Genomic DNA, 13,107 nt, shown 5'->3' on the forward strand with positions numbered 1-13,107 from the left:
CCGGCCGCGGTGACAGCGCCGAGTCAGCGACCGTTGTCCACCATGATCGGGGCGTGATCGCGCAGCGCCTCGGCCGCCGCCGACAGATAGGTGTCCGTCCGCCACACCACACTCAGCACGCGCTCGCAGCCCGGATCCGTCACGCGGAGCCAGGCCACCGGTGTTCGGTGTGCCGCGTGCCGCGATCCGTTCGGAACGAGGCCGATGCCGAGCCCGGCGGCGATCAGGTCGCCGGTCGCGCCCGGCTCATCGCCCTCGCACGAAATCCGTGGCCGCAGACCGGCTTCGGCGAAGAGACGGTCGAGCAGCGTCCGGGGCCAGTACCCCGGGCGGCAGGTCACGAACTGTTCGTCGGCCAACTCGGCGATCCGGACGTGATCGCGCGCCGCGAGCGGGTGGGACAGCGGAACCGCCAACAGCACCTCCTCGCGCCACAGTTCGACCGAGGCCAAGGCCGGGCCGTGCAGCGGCTGCGAGGCGAAGCAGAGGTCGACTTCGCGATCGGCGAGCTGGTGCAGCATGGTGTCGGCATTCGACTGGAACAGCCGCACATCGACACCCGGATGCCGCGCGCGGAACCGAGCGAGCAAATCGGTGATGGTCAGCAAGGTTTCGGCGGCGACCGTCACCCGCCCGTGGTCGAGTCCGGCGGCGTCGGTGAGCTCACGGCGCGCGTCGTCGAGCTCGGCCAGGGCTCGATCGACCCGACGCAGGAACATCGCACCGAAGGCGTTGAGCCGCACCTGACGTCCCAGCCGATCGAAGAGCGCGACGCCGAGCTCCTTCTCCAAGCGCGCGATGGTCCGACTCACCGACGGTTGCGCCACCAGCAATTCCTCGGCCGCCTGACTGATGTGCTCGCGCCGGGCGACCGCCTGGAAATAGCGCAGCTGCAACAGATCCACGCGCGGTTCCTCTCGACCCTGCTGATGCCTTGTGGCACATGAGTTCATGACGCGATTGGTCTTGGCGGACATGAGTCGCCCCAGCCTAGCGTTCGCATCATGAACTCCACCGATCCCATCGTCATTGTCGGCGCGGGCCTGGCGGGCGCCACCGCCGCGCGGACCCTGCGCGCCGAGGGCTACGCGGGCCCGCTCCTGCTCCTCGGCGACGAGCCCGCCCAGCCCTATTGGCGGCCACCGCTGTCCAAGGGCCTCATGGCCGGGCACGCCGAACCCGAACACATCGCGGTCGCACCACCGTCGAGCTGGGCCGACAGCGATATCGACCTGCGCACCGGAATCACGGTGCGGGAACTGGATCCCGCCGCGCGCACGCTGACCCTGGACGAAGGCTCGCGGGTGCGCTACGACCAACTGCTGCTGGCCACGGGCGGCCGGGCCCGACGACTGGCCGGGCTGGAGGGCGCGCGCACCCTGCGCACGCTGCCGGAGGCCCTCGCCCTGCGCGCGGAGCTGGCCGCGAAACCGGCCCTACTGGTGATCGGGGCGGGGCTCATCGGGCTGGAGATGGCCGCGACGGCCCGCTCGCTCGGCTGTGAGGTGATCGTCGTGGAGGCCGCCGGAGTGCCTTTGGGCCGGGTGGCCCCGCCGTGGCTCGGCGGCCACTTCGCCGCCCTGCACCGCCGCAATGGCGTGCACCTCGAACTCGGTGTCCAGTTGACCGGGCTCGTCGAGACCGCGAACGGTGTCGTGGCGACGGCCGCCGACGGCCGCACCTGGTCGGCGGATATCGCGGTGGCCGCGCTCGGCATGGTCCCCGAGACCGGTCTCGCCGAACGCGCCGGACTGATCGTCGATCGCGGCATCGTCGTCGACACGCACTGCCGCACCACCGCCCCGGGCGTCTTCGCGGCCGGTGATGTCACCAGCCAGCTCCATCCGCTCTCCGGGGGCCGGTACCGCATCGAGCACTATGCCAATGCCATGGAGCAGGCGGTGGCGGCGGCGCGAAACATGCTCGGCCACAACACTTCCTATGCGCCCGTGCCGTCGGCGGCCTCCGAGCAGTACGGCACCCGTCTGGAACTCTGCGGCTGGCCCGAGGCCGCTGATATCTACGGTGACCGGGGTTGGTCGGTGCGCGGCGAACCGGAGTCCCTGGACTTCTCCGCGCTGTTCTGGAAGGACGACCGCCTGGTGGCGGCGGCCTGCGTCGGCCGCGGCGCGGAATTCGAACAGCTGCACCGCATCATCCGCGACCACCCCTACACCGATGTCGACCGCCTCACCGATCCCGACGTCGATCTGGCCAGCATTGTCGCCTAGTCGGTGGCGCCGTTCTCCGCGTATTCCTTGATGCGGCGCAGGGTTTCCTGCATGCCCTTGCGGTTGGTCTTGCCGCGCGCCCAGCCCGCCAGGAGCCAGTACACCCGCAGCGGAAGGGAATTGGCGAGTTGGAACGACTCGGTGACGTCGGTGCCGTCGGCGGTCGGGACGAGTTCGTAGCGCCAGGTGTTGATCGGGGTGTTGCCCGGGCCGACGACGGTGAAGGCGAATTCGCGGCCCGGTTCGCAGGCGATGATGCGGCAGACGGTGGCGTACTTCAGGCCCCAGCCGTTGCGGTTGACGTGGCCGCGGAAGCGGACGCCCACGGCGGGGGCGGTCGCGCCGTCGAGCCACTCCGCCCCGAAGGTTTCGGGGCTGAAGCGGCCGACATTGGTGACGTCGCTGATCAGGTCCCAGATCTGCTCGGGGGAGGCGGCCATGTGGACGGTGACTGAATCTCGCACGGGGCGAGCCTAACTCGATGGGTCGACCCAGCGCTGCATACGGCCGTGGTTCGGCGCTGGCTCCCCGCGTCGGGGCGGGGGCGGGCCGCCGGTCTCCTCCACGTAGATCCGCAGGCCCTCACCGATCTTCCCGGCGGCGTGCTCCAACTGCTCGGGGGTCAGGTATTTGCCGAAGGCCGCCGCGTCGAGGAGCTGTCTGCGCACTTGGTCGAGGTTCATGCGCGCCCATTCGAGGCGAGTCAGTTCCGGCATAGCCGGGGAGATTACCTCGAGTCGAACAAACTTTCGATAGTAGTCGGAGGGTCCGACAGGTTTCGGCGGTCGCGTTTCGCTCGGGTCGGAATACGACAAAGCCCGAATCACGCGGTGTCCCCACGTGATTCGGGCTCTGATCGATCGGTCAGTCCTTGACCAGCTCCGGCGTACGCGCCTCCGGCTCCACCGCCGCGTGCTCGGGGGAGTCCGCGCGGTTGGGCAGCAGGATCGCCATGACGATGACGACCAGCGACAGCACCGCCGAGACGCCGAAGGCCAGGCGCATACCGTCCAGATGCGCGGTCACCGCGTCGGTGCCGCTCTCCACCAGCGAGGTGCTGCGCGCCGACATGACGGTCACCACCAGCGCGGTGCCGAAGGCCGCGGCGACCTGCTGCAGCGTGCCCAGCATGGAGCTGCCGTGCGAGTACAGATGCGGCGGCAGCGCGCCCAGACCCAGGGTGAACACCGGGGTGAAGGCCGCGGCCAGCGAGATCATCAGCAGGATGTGCAGGCCGAGCAGCTGCCAGTACGGCATGGACATGGAGATCTGGGTGAACCCGGCCAGGGCGAGCGAGACGCCGACCGAGCCCGGAATCACCAGCACCCGGCCGCCGAAGCGGTCGAACAGCTTGCCGATGGTGGGGCCGAGCAGACCCATGGCCAGACCGCCGGGCATGACCAGCAGACCGGTCTGCAGCGGGCTCAGACCGCGCAGGTTCTGCAGGTACAGCGGCAGCAGGATCATCGAGCCGAGCATGGCCAGGAAGGCCACCGACATCAGGATCAGCGCCTTGGTGTAGGTCGCCGACAGCAGCGTGCGCATATCCAGCAGCGGCGAACCGGTGCGCTGCAGCCGCAGCTGACGGAGAACGAAGATGGCGATGAGCGCGACACCGGCGGCGACGATCAGCGCGGGGGTGGTGACATTGTCGGGCTCGAACTTGCTGAGCCCGTACACCAGGCTGCCGAAGCCGAGCGCCGCGAAGCCCACGCTGGAGACGTCGATCGCACCGGCCTGCGGTTCACCGATATTGTCCAGATGGCGTAGGCCGAACCAGGTGACCGCACCCGCGATGGGCAGCACCAGGACGAAAAGCCAACGCCAGGAACCGACCTGGAGCACCAGACCCGAGATGACCGGACCCATGGCCGGTGCCACCGAGATGGCGAGGGTGACATTGCCCATCACCCGGCCGCGATCGTGCTCGGGCACCACGGTCATGAGCGTGGTCATCAGCAGCGGCATCATGACCGCCGTGCCGCCCGCCTGGATGATGCGGCCGAGCAGCAGCACCGCGAACGACGGCGCGATGGCCGACAGCGCGGTGCCCGCGAGGAAGACCCCCATGGCGATGGCGTAGGCCCGGCGGGTGGTGACCCGCTGCAGGAACCAGCCGGTGGTCGGAATGATGGCGGCCATCGTGAGCATGAACGCGGTGGACACCCACTGTGCCGCCCGTTCGGTGACGTCGAGACTGGTCATCAGATTCGGTATCGCGTTGATCATGATGGTCTCGTTGAGAATCACCACGAAGGTCGCGAGAACCAGCAGCCTGATGACTGTCGGCGTCCGTCCCCCGGTCACGGGGGCGGAGTGGTCGGCGGGCATCGGAAACCTCCGGGGGCGTTTCTGGAGTGCGGGACGATATAGGTGGCCCGATGGCGAGTGCGGGTCGCGGCGCCACAAAAGATCAGACGGGAACGGTCGGCACAACTCATCGGTCGAGCGTGAGTATTCCTGTGGGGTACGACACGAATCACTCGATTTTCCGCGCCCCGCACCGCGAGGTAGTAGGGCGATCGAGGGCTCACCAGCACTTCTGGTCCCGCTCACCGGTCCGAGGGTGAGGCTGATCACGTCGAGCCCGGTACACGCCCGCGAATCGGCACTAGGGTGTGAAGGCATGCCGCGTCTGTTCGCTCGCCTGCTGCTCGCCCTGCTGGTCCTCGCCGGTGGCACCGCGGTGCTCTCGCCCGCGGCCTCCGCCGTCCCCGCCGTGACCATCGACGACGCCACCTCGGCGAAGATCGACGAGTTGCTGGCGGCGCGCAAGAGCGGTGCGAGCAAGGGCGAACTCGTCGAAGCGCTCTCGGCCCGCTTCCTCGGCACCCCCTACGGCGCGAACATGCTCGTCGGCTCGGCGACCCAACCCGAACAGCTGGTCGTCGACTTCCGCGCCGTCGACTGCTTCACCTATCTCGACTACGTGGACGCTTTGAGCCGCTCCGGCACCCGCGAGGAGTTCCTCGCCACTCTGATCGACACCCGCTACGCCGGAGCCCAGGTCGACTTCGCGCACCGCAAGCACTTCTTCACCGATTGGGCGCACACCCCGCGCATCGCGGCCGCCGACATCACCGCCACGCTGACCCCGAACGCGGTGACCGTGGCCAAGGCGCTCAACGCGAAAGCCGATGGCGGCCTGTACCTTCCGGGCATCCCGGTGGTGAATCGGGACATCACCTACATTCCCAGCGATGCCGTCGACGCCGGTGTCATCGGTCAGCTCCGCACCGGCGACTACATCGGGGCCTACGCCGACACGCCCGGGCTGGATGTCACTCATGTCGGAATCTTCGTGCAGACACCGAACGGCCCGGTCTTCCGCAATGCCTCGTCGCTGGCGGCAAACAACAAGGTCGTGGACGAATCCTTCGCCGATTACGTGCGCTCGACCCCCGGCATCGTGGTCTTGCGCGCGTCCTGACGGGCTGGGTCATACTTCGCGGTTTGGGTCGGTTGGCTCACACAATGCGCACTTTCGCGGTGATCCATGGCATGGTTAGCGGGTGAGATCAGGCTTATCGCAGTGATTCGCTTGGCTCATCTACAGAAAAGAAGTAAGTACGCAATGGCTCAAGGCAGTGTGAAGTGGTTCAACAGCGAGAAGGGCTTCGGCTTCATCGCACAAGACGGTGGCGGCCCTGACGTCTTCGTTCATTACTCCGCCGTGTCCGGCTCGGGATTCAAGTCCCTTGAAGAAGGACAGCGCGTGGAGTTCGAGGTCGGCCAGGGACAGAAGGGGCCGCAGGCCCAGGACGTCCGCGCGATCTGATCGTCGCAACTGAGAGCCCCGCACCCATTGGGTGCGGGGCTTTCGCGTGTGATCAGGCGGTGCGCGCCGCCGCGACGGTGGCGGCCACCGCCTCGTCCAGCGGCGTGGGGGCGACGCCGAAGGTCTGCTCGAAGGCCGAGGAGTCGACCACGAAGGGCCGGTCGAACTGATAGCGGGTCTCGCGCAGTTCGCGAATCAGCGGCGACACCAGTCCGAGCGCGTAGAAGATCGGGCCCGGAATACTGCTCAGGCGCGGCGCGGGGGCACCGGCCTGCGCGCAGATGCGCTCGGCCAGCGCGCGGGCGGACAGCGGCGCGACGGTCGGGGTGTTCCAGGCTTTGCCCCACGCGCGTTCGTCGGTGGCGGCGACGGCCATGGCCGCGGCCACGTCGGGCAGGTAGGTCCACGAGTGCGGCTGATCCGGATCACCGACGTAGGTGGTCTTCTTCCCGGCCAGCAGCGACGGCACGAATCGGGTGCCGACGGGTGTCTGATCGCTCGCGCCGGGCCCGAAGTAGTCGGCGCTGCGCACCTCGGTCACCCGGGCGCGACCCGCCTGGTGCGCGGCCAGCGCATCCTGCCACATGCGAATGCGGACCTGTCCCTTGGTGCCGGTCGCCGTGAGCGGCAGGTCCTCGGTCATGGGTCCGTTGACAGCGCCGTAGCCGTAGAGGTTGCCCGCCGTGACGAGCACGGCGCCGGTGGCCTCGGCCGCCGAGAGCAGCGCGGCCGCCAAGGGTGGCCAATCCTGTGGCCAGCGGGTATAGGCCGGGCCCGCGCAATTGTGCAGGGCGTCGGCACCTTTGACGATCTGGCTCAGCCGCTCGCCGTCGGTGAGATCGGCCGATACCCGTTCGGCCTCGGCCGGTCCGGAGCCCGACCGGGTGACGACCACCACCTCGTGGCCCTGCGCGAGCAGCTGCCGCGCGAGATGGGCGCCGACCTGACCGGCACCGGCGATGACATGCTTTCCCATGTGGTTCACTCTCGTCCAGTTCCCCCGGGATGAGCATGTGCCCCCGTCGGGGTTGCGTCAAGTGCGCTGGACCGTTTCCGACGGCTCGAAAACAAAAGGTGGACAAGAACTCCCACGACAGCGGTCATGGTCACGCCGCTACCGAGCAGCAGCCGCAGATCCGCCGGGAAGCTCTGGTAGAGCGAGGGGGTGAGGATGGGCAGCAGACCCGCGGTGAAGGCGGCCGCGGCGGTGACGAGCGCGCGGTCGGCGGCGAGGTCCACGCGCTCGAACATGCCGATCCCCGCGGCGATGATCATGGCGAAGGCGAGGGCGGCGGTACCGCCGACCACCGGTCCGGGTAGCGAGTTCACCAGGCGGCCGATGGGTGCGAAAAACGCTGCGACAGAGAGCAATACGCCGGTCAGCGCGGTGACGTAGCGGCTGCGGATATCGGTCAGGCGAATGAGGCCGATATTCTCGCCGCTGGTGAGCATGGTCGGGCCGCCCAGTGCGCCGGAGAGCAGCGAGGTCACCGCGTCGCCGCGAATGGTGCGGCCGACGGTCGCCGCGGTGTCGATCGGCTTGTCCACCACTTTCGCGTTCAGCACCGTCTGCCCGGCGGCCTCGGCCATCGACCCGATACTGAAGACGAACAGCGGAATCGCCGCCAGCACATCGAGTTTCGAGGTGCCGAACGGAAAGAGGTCGGGCACCTGCGCCAGCCCGGTTCCGGGCTGTAGCTGGAATAGCCCGAGGGCCGCGGCGACGGCGGTGCCGATCGCCATACCGAACAGCACCGAGAGCCGCCGCCACCCCGTGGGCAGGAACCGGTGGGCCGCCACGGTGGCGAGCACCGTGACACCGGCGAGTGCCACCGCCGTGATCGACGGTGTGGAACCGGTTGGGGCAATGAGGCTTCCGGCGACCTTGACCAGGTTGATGCCGATGACCACGACCATGGTGGCCAGCACCACCGCGGGCAGCCGGGTCACCAGCCGACGGGCGAAGGGCACCAGGGCGATACCGGCCAGCGCGGTCAGGATGACCGCACCGCTGGCGGTGGCCGGATCGGACTCCTGGGCGATCTGGATGAACAGCACCACCGCCGCGCCGCCGGGCAGCATGACGAACGGCAGCCCCGCGCCGAGCCCGAATCGCCCGCCGGACTGCAGGATGGTGCCGATACCGCTGACCAGCAGGGTGGCGCTGAGCAGGGCGCGCGCGGTGCCCTCGTCCAGGCGCAGGCTGTGGCTGATCAGCAGCACCGAGGTGATGGGCATGGCGATCATGACCACCAGGTGTTGCAGCGCGGCGGTGACAGCGCGACCGGGCGGCGGTATCTCGTCCACCGGATGCGCTGTGCCGGTGCCGTTTTCGGTAGCCATCAGGCTTCTAGCCACGGGATATCGCGGTACCGGTAGGCCCGGAAGATCGCATTGGAGATGCCCGGAAAGACCTGTGCGGTACCGGGATCCGGGTACTCGGTGAAGGACGGCACCACGTACTCCCAGACGATCCGCCGTTGCGGGGTCACCTCGAAGATGCGCCCGAAGGCGGCCTCGGTGATGAGCGTATTGCCATTGGGCAGCCGCTGCGCCCCGCCCATGAAGGGCGTGAAGAACGCCTCGCGCGGGGAATCCTGATAGCTCCAGCCGATTTCCCCGGTGGCCGTGTCGATTTCGACGACGCGGCTGTAGGTCACCGATTCGCCGGTGCGGAAGGTGCCGTTGTCGAAGACCAGGATCTTGCCGTCATCGAGCGCCGTGGCGTGATGCTGCTGCGCCACCACCGTGCGATCGCTGATGATCCGCGCGGCCCCGGTGCGCCGGTCGATGGCGATCACCGCGGACACGCTGCGCAGACTCGCCACCACGGTGTGCTCGTCGAGCGGATACACGCTGTTGATGAGCGGCCAGTGTTCGCGCCAATAGTGCGGCTGCAGAACGAAATCCGCCGGATCGAGGTGTTCGAACGCCTTCCACTCCCACAGCGGCGTACCGTCGGCGGCCACCTCGCGAATGACATCGGCCCAGACCACACCGTCGGCCTCGGTCCCGGGAACGCCGCCGTGGATGCGGTCGGCGGCCGCGCCCGTCAGTGGCTCCACCGCCGTGTAGAGAATGCGACCGTCGTCGTAGTGGTGCGCGTCGTGGTGCTGATAGTCGTCACGGAATTCATGGAGCAGCGCACCGTTCGGGTCGTACTTGCCCATGGACCCGCCGCTGTACTTGCGCCACATGGCGAACAGCGGCGCGATCGCCAGGGTCGCGCCGTTGTAGGCGAGGGTGCCGTCGGGCAGCAGTCGCGCATGTCGTCCCGGGCGGTACGGCAGCGTCCACCGGTGTGCGAGTTCGCCTTTCAGATCCACCAGGTCGACCACGCCGCGTCCGGCCAGCGGCGCGTAGAGCGTGTAGCCCGGCGAGGCGAACTCGGGATCGATTCCGATCAGCCCGGTGCCGCGTCGTTTCAGTGTGTTCTGTTCCACCGCATCCTCCTGAATATTCAGCCACACTGAATATTCAGTAAGCTAGGGGCGGGCGAAACCGTTCGAATCACCGTGACGTAAACGCTGTGTCTCGAGGCCACGGCATCGACAATGGGGCGAAACGACGAAGGGCCGGGTGTGCGCGACGAGGTGACCGAACAACCACGGTGGCAGCGCCTGGGCGATGTGGTGCACGGCCGCAGGCGCGCCGCGGGCCTGACCCTCGCCCAGCTCGCCGAGCAAGCGCAGCTGTCCCAATCCTTCCTGAGCCAATTGGAGAACGGCCGCACCAACGCGAGTCTGCGCTCGCTGCAACGGATCTCCGACGCCTTGGGCGCGACGGCCACCGAACTGCTCGCGGCGGCCGACACCGCCACCGCCTCGGTGGTCGTGCGCGCCACCGACGACTCCCGGCTGGAACAGGCCGAGGCCCACGACGGCTCCGTCCGCGCTCTCGTCCACGGCGCGCGCGATCTGCGCGCCCTCGAATTCACCGGCGGCACCACCCGCGGCGATCGCGAGTTCACCCACGACAACGACGAGTTGATCTACGTGGTCACCGGCGCGGTCACCGTCGCCACCCCGGCGAGCGAGACCACCCTCGCCACCGGCGACACCTACTACTGCGTGGCGGGCACGCGCCACCGCTGGTGGGCGCATACCGACGACACCGTCACCCTCGTGCTCGCCGTCGCCGACGGCCTGGCGGTTCGGCGCGCCCCCAAAGCCCGCTGATCGCCGCCGACCTGGCACTTCACCCGAAACGGGCGATGTCCGGGGTGGACGCGGTCGAAAGACTGGCAGCCATGGCAGCTTCCCCCCAGGAGGAGTCCGCAGCGACGACGATCGCGGAATCCGCCGATCACACGCGCTCGACCGCCTCGGAAATGTGGGGCAAGTTCCGTGCACTGGGCGGACCCGGGCACATTCTGGACGGGGCCGCACCGGCCATCGGCTTTCTGATCGGCTACGCCACCGTCAATGCCAAGATCGGCGTGCTCATCGCCCTCGGCGTCGCCGGGCTGATCGCCGTCGTCCGACTGCTGCGGGGTGATTCGGTCCGGGTCGTCTCGATCTCGCTGGCCGTGGTCGTGGTGTTCTCGCTGTTCGTGGGTATCACCGGGGAGGGTCGCGGGTTCTACCTGCCCGACCTGGTGATCTGCGCGATCGGTACGGCGGCCTTCGGCCTCACGCTGGTGACCGGGCGTCCGCTCAGCCATTGGGTCTGTACCCGGATCGGGCTCGAACCCGCCGACGCCGCCGATCCGGCCGCGCGGCTGCGGCTGCACCGCAAGGTCACCCTGGCGTGGTTCGCCTTCTGGGCGTTGCACCTGGTGATCATGGTGCCGCTGTACCTGGCGGACAAGGTCGTGGTCCTGGGCACCGTCGCCCTTGTGCTCGGCAAACCCGCGCTGGTGGTCATGCTGGCCGGAACCTGGCTGTGGGTGCGCCGCAGCCTGCACACATCGACAGAGGAGTGAGGATGAGCGCAGCGACCGATCCGAGCAGTTTCATCATCGAACAGCAGCAGCGGATCGCGGCGGAGTTGCCCTTCGGCGACACCACCGATCAGGCCGATGCCGACCGTGGGTTCATCGCCGCGCTCGAACCGGGAGTGGTCGAGGACTCCGACGGAAATGTGTTGTGGGACAGCGACTCCTACGAATTCTTGAAGGGCACCTGCCCGGCCACCGTGAATCCGAGCCTGTGGCGGCAGTCCGGCCTGGTCGCCCGCCAGGGCCTCTACGAGGTGATCGAGGGCATCTACCAGATTCGCGGTCTGGACCTGTCGAATATGACCCTCATCGAGGGCGATACCGGCGTGATCGTCATCGATCCGCTCATCTCCTCCGAAACCGCCGCGGCCGGACTGGCGCTGTACCGCGCGCATCGCGGCGACAAGCCGGTGACCGGACTCATCTACACCCATTCGCACGTGGACCATTTCGGCGGTGCGCGGGGTGTGGCCGATGTCGCGGACGCCGAGGCGGGGCGGCTTCCGGTGGTCGCCCCGGCGGGCTTCCTCGAACACGCGGTGGCCGAGAACGTCTACGCCGGAACGGCTATGGCGCGCCGCTCGACCTACATGTACGGCGCGGTGCTGCCGCGCGGACCCCAAGGTCAGGTGGGAGCCGGTCTGGGACAGACGACTTCGGTCGGCACGGTCACGCTCATCGCCCCGACACACGACATCACCCACACCGGGCAGGAGATGACGATCGACGGCGTGCGCATCGTCTTCCAGATCACCCCGGGCACCGAAGCGCCCGCCGAGATGAACTTCTACTTCCCGGATTTCCGCGCCCTCTGCATGGCGGAGAACGCCACGCACACCCTGCACAATCTGCTCACCCTGCGCGGCGCGCTGGTGCGCGACCCGCACGTGTGGTCGCAGTACCTCACCGAGGCGATCAACCTCTACGCCCGCGACAGCGATGTCGTCTTCGCCTCGCACCACTGGCCCACCTGGGATACCGAGCGGCTGGTGGAATACCTGTCGCTGCAACGGGATCTGTACGCCTACCTCAACGATCAGACGCTGCGCAAGCTCAACCAGGGCTGGGTGGGCTCGGAGATCGCCGAGGACTTCCAGCTGCCGCCCGCCGTCGACAACTCCTGGCACGCGCGGGGCTACTACGGTTCGGTCAGCCACAATGTGAAGGCCATCTACCAGCGCTACATGGGCTGGTTCGACGGCAATCCGGCGCACCTGTGGGAGCATCCGCCGGTCGAATCCGCCAAGCGCCATGTGGAATTCATGGGCGGCGCGGACGAGGTGCTGAAGAAGGCGCGGGTGGCCTACGACAACGGCGACTACCGCTGGGTGGCGCAGGTGGTGAACTACGTGATCTTCGCCGACCCGAGCAACGAGGCGGCGAAAACCTTGCAGGCCAGCACGTTCGAACAGCTCGGCTACGGCGCGGAGACCGGGCCCTGGCGCAATTTCTACCTCATGGGCGCCTACGAGCTGCGCAATGGCAATGTCGGCACACCCACCAAGACGTCGTCGCCCACCATGCTGGCGGAGTTGACCGTGGAACAGGTCTTCGACGCCCTCTCGCTGCGCCTCGACGGACCCAAGGCCTGGCACGAAAAGGCCATCAGCGACTGGGTTTTCACCGACGAGAACCGCACCCACCGACTCGAACTGCGCAATGGCGTCCTGCTGCACTACGACCGGCCCGAGGGCGCCTCGCTGCCCGCGGCCGACGTCACCTTCACGCTCACCCGGGCCACCCTCATCGGGGTGCTGCTGGCCGGTCAGGATATCGGCGCGGCGCTGGAGTCCGGGGCGATCACGGTGGACGGGGACGCGCAGAGCTTCGTGAAGCTCGCGGGCCTGTTCGATGAACCCGACCCGAACTTCGCCATCGTCACGCCCTGAACGAGACCCCCACGGCTCCCGGACTTCTCAGTCCGGGAGCCGCCGCATCTCCAGCAGGGTGAGCCCGAGATCGTCGATGCGGGCCAGGATTGCGCGCATGGCGGTGCTGTCGGTCACCGGACCGAACAGGCTGGTGGTCAGGGCCTGGTGCCGCCCCGCGGACAGCTCCGGAAACGCGGCGAGAGCACGGTCGGACAGTTCACCGTCGAGGATGAACTCGTAGCGACTCGGACTGGAAACGATCACCTGCCGAACCCCTTCCGAAGACGG

14 protein-coding genes are annotated in these 13,107 nt (G+C 68.2%); 6 read left to right on the forward strand and 8 right to left on the reverse strand.

Annotation, left to right across the window (positions count from 1 at the left end; all coding sequences use genetic code 11):
- Positions 1-23: 23 nt before the first annotated feature.
- Entirely contained in the window at positions 24-905 is an 882-nt protein-coding gene (locus ACIBH2_RS16245) for a LysR substrate-binding domain-containing protein (protein WP_397118076.1), read from the reverse strand.
- 99 nt (positions 906-1,004) lie between these two features.
- On the opposite strand from ACIBH2_RS16245, the gene ACIBH2_RS16250 reads away from it, so the two are divergent.
- On the forward strand, positions 1,005-2,231 hold the full coding sequence (locus tag ACIBH2_RS16250; RefSeq protein ID WP_397118078.1) for an NAD(P)/FAD-dependent oxidoreductase: 1,227 nt from the start codon (positions 1,005-1,007) through the stop codon (positions 2,229-2,231).
- Here the strand turns inward: ACIBH2_RS16250 and ACIBH2_RS16255 are convergent.
- The 3 genes from ACIBH2_RS16255 to ACIBH2_RS16265 form a co-directional block, all read right to left on the reverse strand.
- Positions 2,228-2,695: an SRPBCC family protein gene (locus ACIBH2_RS16255; protein WP_397118080.1), complete on the reverse strand. Its 468-nt coding sequence runs from the start codon at positions 2,693-2,695 to the stop codon at positions 2,228-2,230. The two genes, ACIBH2_RS16250 and ACIBH2_RS16255, sit on opposite strands and share 4 nt — an antisense overlap.
- Positions 2,696-2,704: 9 nt before the next feature.
- Positions 2,705-2,947: a DUF6374 family protein gene (locus ACIBH2_RS16260; RefSeq protein WP_397118082.1), complete on the reverse strand. Its 243-nt coding sequence runs from the start codon at positions 2,945-2,947 to the stop codon at positions 2,705-2,707.
- A gap of 148 nt (positions 2,948-3,095) precedes the next feature.
- Positions 3,096-4,562, reverse strand: coding sequence for an MDR family MFS transporter (locus tag ACIBH2_RS16265; RefSeq protein ID WP_397118084.1), 1,467 nt, complete (start codon positions 4,560-4,562; stop codon positions 3,096-3,098).
- A gap of 295 nt (positions 4,563-4,857) precedes the next feature.
- On the opposite strand from ACIBH2_RS16265, the gene ACIBH2_RS16270 reads away from it, so the two are divergent.
- Together ACIBH2_RS16270 and ACIBH2_RS16275 are read left to right on the forward strand one after the other, a co-directional pair.
- On the forward strand, positions 4,858-5,661 hold the full coding sequence (locus ACIBH2_RS16270) for a DUF1460 domain-containing protein (protein WP_397118086.1): 804 nt from the start codon (positions 4,858-4,860) through the stop codon (positions 5,659-5,661).
- Between the two features lie 144 nt (positions 5,662-5,805).
- A complete protein-coding gene (locus ACIBH2_RS16275; protein ID WP_067523410.1) occupies positions 5,806-6,009 on the forward strand; it encodes a cold-shock protein in 204 nt (67 codons plus the stop codon).
- Positions 6,010-6,061: 52 nt separating this feature from the next.
- On the opposite strand, the gene ACIBH2_RS16280 is transcribed toward ACIBH2_RS16275, so the two are convergent.
- From ACIBH2_RS16280 to ACIBH2_RS16290, 3 genes are read right to left on the reverse strand one after another with little or no spacing between them, the layout of a single operon-like run.
- The gene (locus tag ACIBH2_RS16280) at positions 6,062-6,985 is read right to left on the reverse strand and encodes an NAD-dependent epimerase/dehydratase family protein (RefSeq protein WP_397118089.1); all 924 of its coding nucleotides are present in this window, start codon (positions 6,983-6,985) and stop codon (positions 6,062-6,064) included.
- Between the two features lie 5 nt (positions 6,986-6,990).
- A complete protein-coding gene (locus ACIBH2_RS16285) occupies positions 6,991-8,352 on the reverse strand; it encodes a uracil-xanthine permease family protein (RefSeq protein ID WP_397118091.1) in 1,362 nt (453 codons plus the stop codon).
- A complete protein-coding gene (locus tag ACIBH2_RS16290) occupies positions 8,352-9,452 on the reverse strand; it encodes an aryl-sulfate sulfotransferase (protein ID WP_397118093.1) in 1,101 nt (366 codons plus the stop codon). Before ACIBH2_RS16290 ends, ACIBH2_RS16285 begins: the two co-directional genes overlap by 1 nt.
- Before the next feature lie 111 nt (positions 9,453-9,563).
- On the opposite strand from ACIBH2_RS16290, the gene ACIBH2_RS16295 reads away from it, so the two are divergent.
- From ACIBH2_RS16295 to ACIBH2_RS16305, 3 genes are all read left to right on the forward strand, one after another.
- Complete coding sequence (locus tag ACIBH2_RS16295; protein WP_397118095.1) at positions 9,564-10,187, forward strand: helix-turn-helix domain-containing protein; 624 nt, start codon at positions 9,564-9,566, stop codon at positions 10,185-10,187.
- A 71-nt stretch (positions 10,188-10,258) separates the two neighbouring features.
- Positions 10,259-10,933 carry a DUF3159 domain-containing protein gene (locus ACIBH2_RS16300; protein ID WP_397118097.1) on the forward strand — a complete coding sequence of 225 codons (675 nt, stop codon included), beginning with the start codon at positions 10,259-10,261 and terminating at the stop codon, positions 10,931-10,933.
- A 2-nt stretch (positions 10,934-10,935) separates the two neighbouring features.
- On the forward strand, positions 10,936-12,837 hold the full coding sequence (locus ACIBH2_RS16305) for an alkyl/aryl-sulfatase (RefSeq protein WP_397118099.1): 1,902 nt from the start codon (positions 10,936-10,938) through the stop codon (positions 12,835-12,837).
- A 27-nt stretch (positions 12,838-12,864) separates the two neighbouring features.
- Here the strand turns inward: ACIBH2_RS16305 and ACIBH2_RS16310 are convergent, their stop codons facing one another.
- Complete coding sequence (locus tag ACIBH2_RS16310; RefSeq protein ID WP_397118101.1) at positions 12,865-13,083, reverse strand: hypothetical protein; 219 nt, start codon at positions 13,081-13,083, stop codon at positions 12,865-12,867.
- Positions 13,084-13,107 lie beyond the last annotated feature (24 nt).

The organism is Nocardia sp. NPDC050406 (genome assembly GCF_044459025.1).
GTDB lineage: Bacteria > Actinomycetota > Actinomycetes > Mycobacteriales > Mycobacteriaceae > Nocardia.

Coding starts and splice junctions, on each gene's coding strand:
- ACIBH2_RS16250 (WP_397118078.1), top strand. CDS start 1,005: ATGAACTCCACCGATCCCATCGTCATTGTCGGCGCGGGCCTGGCGGGC.
- ACIBH2_RS16260 (WP_397118082.1), bottom strand. CDS start 2,947: ATGCCGGAACTGACTCGCCTCGAATGGGCGCGCATGAACCTCGACCAA.
- ACIBH2_RS16265 (WP_397118084.1), bottom strand. CDS start 4,562: ATGCCCGCCGACCACTCCGCCCCCGTGACCGGGGGACGGACGCCGACA.
- ACIBH2_RS16270 (WP_397118086.1), top strand. CDS start 4,858: ATGCCGCGTCTGTTCGCTCGCCTGCTGCTCGCCCTGCTGGTCCTCGCC.
- ACIBH2_RS16275 (WP_067523410.1), top strand. CDS start 5,806: ATGGCTCAAGGCAGTGTGAAGTGGTTCAACAGCGAGAAGGGCTTCGGC.
- ACIBH2_RS16280 (WP_397118089.1), bottom strand. CDS start 6,985: ATGGGAAAGCATGTCATCGCCGGTGCCGGTCAGGTCGGCGCCCATCTC.
- ACIBH2_RS16285 (WP_397118091.1), bottom strand. CDS start 8,352: ATGGCTACCGAAAACGGCACCGGCACAGCGCATCCGGTGGACGAGATA.
- ACIBH2_RS16295 (WP_397118095.1), top strand. CDS start 9,564: ATGGGGCGAAACGACGAAGGGCCGGGTGTGCGCGACGAGGTGACCGAA.
- ACIBH2_RS16300 (WP_397118097.1), top strand. CDS start 10,259: ATGGCAGCTTCCCCCCAGGAGGAGTCCGCAGCGACGACGATCGCGGAA.
- ACIBH2_RS16305 (WP_397118099.1), top strand. CDS start 10,936: ATGAGCGCAGCGACCGATCCGAGCAGTTTCATCATCGAACAGCAGCAG.